Raw genomic sequence first — 3,661 nt, forward strand, 5'->3', positions numbered from 1 at the left:
TGCGCGAGTACCTCGTCGGCCTCGACGCCTCGGAAGAGGGCCGGAAGAAGCTCGAGCCGATCAAGTACGAGGGCTTCGCGGCCTTCGACGAAGGCGCGATGCTGGCCATCGGCAAGTGGCTCGGCCTCTGACCGGGCATTCTTTTCGCACGACCATGCACCTGCACGTCCTCGGCATCTGCGGCACCTTCATGGGCGGGCTGGCCGCGCTCGCGCGCGAGTCCGGGCACCGCGTCACCGGCTGCGACGCCAACGTCTACCCGCCGATGAGCGATCAGCTCGCGGCCCTCGGCATCGAGCTGATCGAAGGCTACGGCGCCGACCAGCTGGCGCTCGCGCCCGACCTCTTCGTCGTCGGCAACGCGGTGACGCGCGGCAACCCCCTGCTCGAGGCGATCCTCGACGCCAACGCCGCCTACACGAGCGGGCCGCAGTGGCTGGCCGACCACGTCCTCGCCGGCCGCCACGTCCTCGCCGTCGCCGGGACGCACGGCAAGACCGGGACGACGTCGATGCTCGCCTGGATCCTCGACCAGGCGGGACGTGCGCCGGGCTTCCTGATCGGCGGCGTGCCGCTCGACTTCGGCATTTCGGCCCGGCTCGGCGCCGCCGGCGCACCGTTCGTCATCGAAGCCGACGAGTACGACACCGCCTTCTTCGACAAGCGCAGCAAGTTCGTCCACTACCGGCCGCGCACCGCGATCCTCAACAACCTCGAGCTCGACCACGCCGACATCTTCGAGAACCTGGCCGCCATCGAGCGCCAGTTCCACCACCTCGTGCGCACCGTGCCGGGCCGTGGCCGCCTGGTCGTCAACGCCCGCGACGAGGCCCTGCAGCGCGTGCTGGCGATGGGTTGCTGGAGCGAGGTGCAGCGCTTCGGCGGCCGCAAGGAAGAGCCGGGCATGCTGCGCGCGCGCGGCGAGCCGCATGCCTTCGACATCCTGCGCGGCGGCCTGAAGATCGCCCGCGTCGACTGGGCCCTGCTCGGCGAGCACAACCAGCTCAACGCGCTGGCGGCGGTCGCCGCGGCCGAGCACGTCGGCGTCTTGCCCGAGGTCTCGGCGCGGGCCCTGGCCGGCTTTCGCAACGTCCGGCGCCGCCTCGAGCTGAAGGGTGTCGCCGACGGCGTGGCCGTGTACGACGACTTCGCGCACCACCCGACCGCCATCCGCACGACCATCGACGGCCTGCGCCGCAAGGTCGGCGCCGCGCGCATCCTGGCCGTGTTCGAGCCGCGCTCCAACACGATGAAGCTCGGCGCCGTCAAGGCGCTGCTGCCGTGGGCGCTCGAAGACGCCGACCTCGCTTTCTGCCACAGCGGCGGGCTCGGCTGGGACGCGGCGAGCGCGCTCGCGCCCATGGGCCCGCGCGCCGTCGTCGCCGCCAGCGTCGACGAGCTGGTGGCGCGCGTCGCCGTCGCGGCCCGGCCCGGCGATCACGTGCTCTGCATGAGCAACGGCGGCTTCGGCGGCGTGCACCAGAAGCTGCTCGACCGGCTCGCCGGCAAGGTCCGCGTCGCTGCATGAGCGCTGCGCCGACAAGCGGCGCAGCCGGGCCACCGTCGGCGCCGACGCACCTGCTCTACCTGCACGGGTTTCGCTCGTCGCCCCAGTCGACGAAGGCGCGGCAGGTCGCCGCCTGGGTGGCGGCGCATCGGCCGGACCTGGTCTGGTGCTGCCCGCAGCTGCCGGCCTCGCCGCAGGCCGCCGTCGACGACATCTTCGTTCGCATCGCCGACTGGCCGAGGCCGCGGATGGCGGTGGTCGGCAGCTCGCTGGGCGGCTTCTACGCCACGATCGTCGCCGAGCGCACCGGTTGCCGCGCCGTCCTCCTCAACCCGGCCGTCGATCCGGCCCGGGATCTCGCCGCCGCCGTCGGAACGACGACCGCCTGGCACGGCGACGAGGCCTTCGTGTTCCGCCCCGAGTACGTGGACGAGCTACGCCGCGTCGCGGCGCCGCCGCGGCTGACCCGGCCCGAACGCTACTTCGCCGTCATCGCCAAGGGCGACGAGGTGCTCTCGTGGCGCGAGATGAGGGAGCGCTACGCGTGCTGCCCGATGCGCCTGCTCGATGGCGGCGACCATGCGCTCAGCGACTTCGACGCGCACCTGCCTGCGGTCGTCGACTTCCTCGGCCTGGCACGACGGCCCGGCTGAAGTCGGCCCCCGAGGGCTCCGATCACCGCCCCCAGCGGACCAGGGTCAGGACCACCCGGCCCCAGACCTCGACGTTGAACCAGAAGAGCGCCAGCAGCCGGAACCAGCGGCCCAGGCTGTTCGCCCGGTCACGCCAGACGTTCGAATCGAAGCTGACCGAGAGGAAGAAGGCGGCGACGGCACCGGTGGCGATCAGGGCACAGAGTACGGCGGCGACCCATCGGAAGACGGTCATGTCACCAGGCCGGAGCGAGCTCGGCGAGGCCGACCGGGGCCCGGCTCTCGTCCTCGAAAGTGACGATCTCCCAGGCGGCCGGATCCGACAGCAGGGCCCGGACCAGCTGATTGTTGAGGGCGTGGCCTGACTTGTATGCGGTGTACGCCGCGAGCAGCGGATGGCCGGCCATCATCATGTCGCCGATGGCATCGAGGATCTTGTGCTTGACGAACTCGTCGTCGTAGCGGAGGCCGTCGCTGTTGAGGACCTTGAACTCGTCGACGACGACGGCGTTGTCGAGGCTGCCGCCGAGCGCCAGGCCACGCGACCGCATCATCTCCACTTCCTTGGTGAAGCCGAAGGTGCGAGCGCGCGCGATCTCGCGCTTGTAGCGGCCCGAGCCCATGTCGAAGACGAAGCGCTGTCCGGTCTCGCTGACGACCGGGTGGTCGAACTCGATCTCGAAGCCGAGCGTGTAGCCCTCGTGCGGCTCGAGCCGGGCCCACTTCAGCGACGCGCCCTCGCCTTCCTTCACCTCGATCGCCCGCTTGACGCGCAGGAAGCGCTTGGGCGCCTCCTGCAGCTCGATGCCGGCGCTCTGCAGCAGGAACACGAAGGAGGCCGCCGAGCCGTCGAGGATGGGCACCTCTTCGGCCGTGAGGTCGACCGTCAGGTTGTCCAGCCCCAGGCCCGAGCATGCGGAGAGCAGGTGCTCGACGGTCTTCACCTTCGGCCCGTCCGGCGAGCCGTCGGCCGACAGCGTCGTCGCCAGGCGCGTGTCGCAGACCGCGAAGGCGTCGGCCTTGATCGCCACCGACCGTGGCAGGTCGACGCGGCGAAAGACGATGCCGGCGTCGGGCGCGGCCGGCCGCAGCGTCATCTCGACCTTCTGGCCGCCGTGGACGCCCACGCCGACGGCCCGGGTCATCGACTTGAGCGTGCGCTGGCGAACCATGGTCGAACAATTGTCCGCCAGCCACTTGACCTTGCGCCGGCGGGGAGTTAGAGCGCTACCCTCCCCGCCGGCAAGGGCGACCAGCCTCAATCCGCCTGCTTGCGCAGGAAGGCCGGGATCTCGATCTCGTCCATTCCGTTGCTGGCGAGGGCGTCGACCTTCGCTGCCGCGGTGCGGCCGTTGCGCCACACGCTCGGCGTCGACAGGCCGCTGTAGTCGTGCTGCTGCGGCGGCATCTGCAATTGCTGGTTCAGCACCGGCAGGTTGTCGGTGCCGGTGCGCTGCACCTGGACCGGCGCGCTGTGCACCACCGAGATCGGCGCCTGCAC

General features: G+C 71.1%; 4 protein-coding genes and 1 pseudogene. 2 read left to right on the forward strand and 3 right to left on the reverse strand.

Going from position 1 to position 3,661, the window contains the following annotated elements:
* Nucleotides 1-115: 115 nt before the first annotated feature.
* Together mpl and AC30N0_RS20090 are read left to right on the forward strand one after the other, a co-directional pair.
* Complete coding sequence (gene mpl, locus AC30N0_RS20085; RefSeq protein WP_489519646.1) at nucleotides 116-1,528, forward strand: UDP-N-acetylmuramate:L-alanyl-gamma-D-glutamyl-meso-diaminopimelate ligase; 1,413 nt, start codon at nucleotides 116-118, stop codon at nucleotides 1,526-1,528.
* The gene (locus AC30N0_RS20090) at nucleotides 1,525-2,160 is read left to right on the forward strand and encodes a YqiA/YcfP family alpha/beta fold hydrolase (RefSeq protein WP_489519647.1); all 636 of its coding nucleotides are present in this window, start codon (nucleotides 1,525-1,527) and stop codon (nucleotides 2,158-2,160) included. Before mpl ends, AC30N0_RS20090 begins: the two co-directional genes overlap by 4 nt.
* 22 nt (nucleotides 2,161-2,182) lie before the next feature.
* On the opposite strand, the gene AC30N0_RS20095 is transcribed toward AC30N0_RS20090, so the two are convergent.
* The 3 genes and pseudogenes from AC30N0_RS20095 to AC30N0_RS20105 form a co-directional block, all read right to left on the reverse strand.
* A complete protein-coding gene (locus tag AC30N0_RS20095) occupies nucleotides 2,183-2,395 on the reverse strand; it encodes a hypothetical protein (protein WP_489519648.1) in 213 nt (70 codons plus the stop codon).
* Nucleotide 2,396: 1 nt separating this feature from the next.
* Entirely contained in the window at nucleotides 2,397-3,332 is a 936-nt protein-coding gene (gene lpxC / locus AC30N0_RS20100) for a UDP-3-O-acyl-N-acetylglucosamine deacetylase (RefSeq protein WP_489519649.1), read from the reverse strand.
* An 86-nt stretch (nucleotides 3,333-3,418) separates the two neighbouring features.
* Nucleotides 3,419-3,661 (reverse strand): annotated as a pseudogene (locus tag AC30N0_RS20105) (cell division protein FtsZ); the annotation flags it as partial.

Source organism: Rhizobacter sp. (genome assembly GCF_031412495.1).
Lineage (GTDB): Bacteria > Pseudomonadota > Gammaproteobacteria > Burkholderiales > Burkholderiaceae_C > Schlegelella_A.

What these genes read in the sequence shown, in the direction of transcription:
- AC30N0_RS20090 (WP_489519647.1), top strand. Translation starts at nt 1,525, where the DNA reads ATGAGCGCTGCGCCGACAAGCGGCGCAGCCGGGCCACCGTCGGCGCCG.
- AC30N0_RS20095 (WP_489519648.1), bottom strand. Translation starts at nt 2,395, where the DNA reads ATGACCGTCTTCCGATGGGTCGCCGCCGTACTCTGTGCCCTGATCGCC.
- lpxC (WP_489519649.1), bottom strand. Translation starts at nt 3,332, where the DNA reads ATGGTTCGCCAGCGCACGCTCAAGTCGATGACCCGGGCCGTCGGCGTG.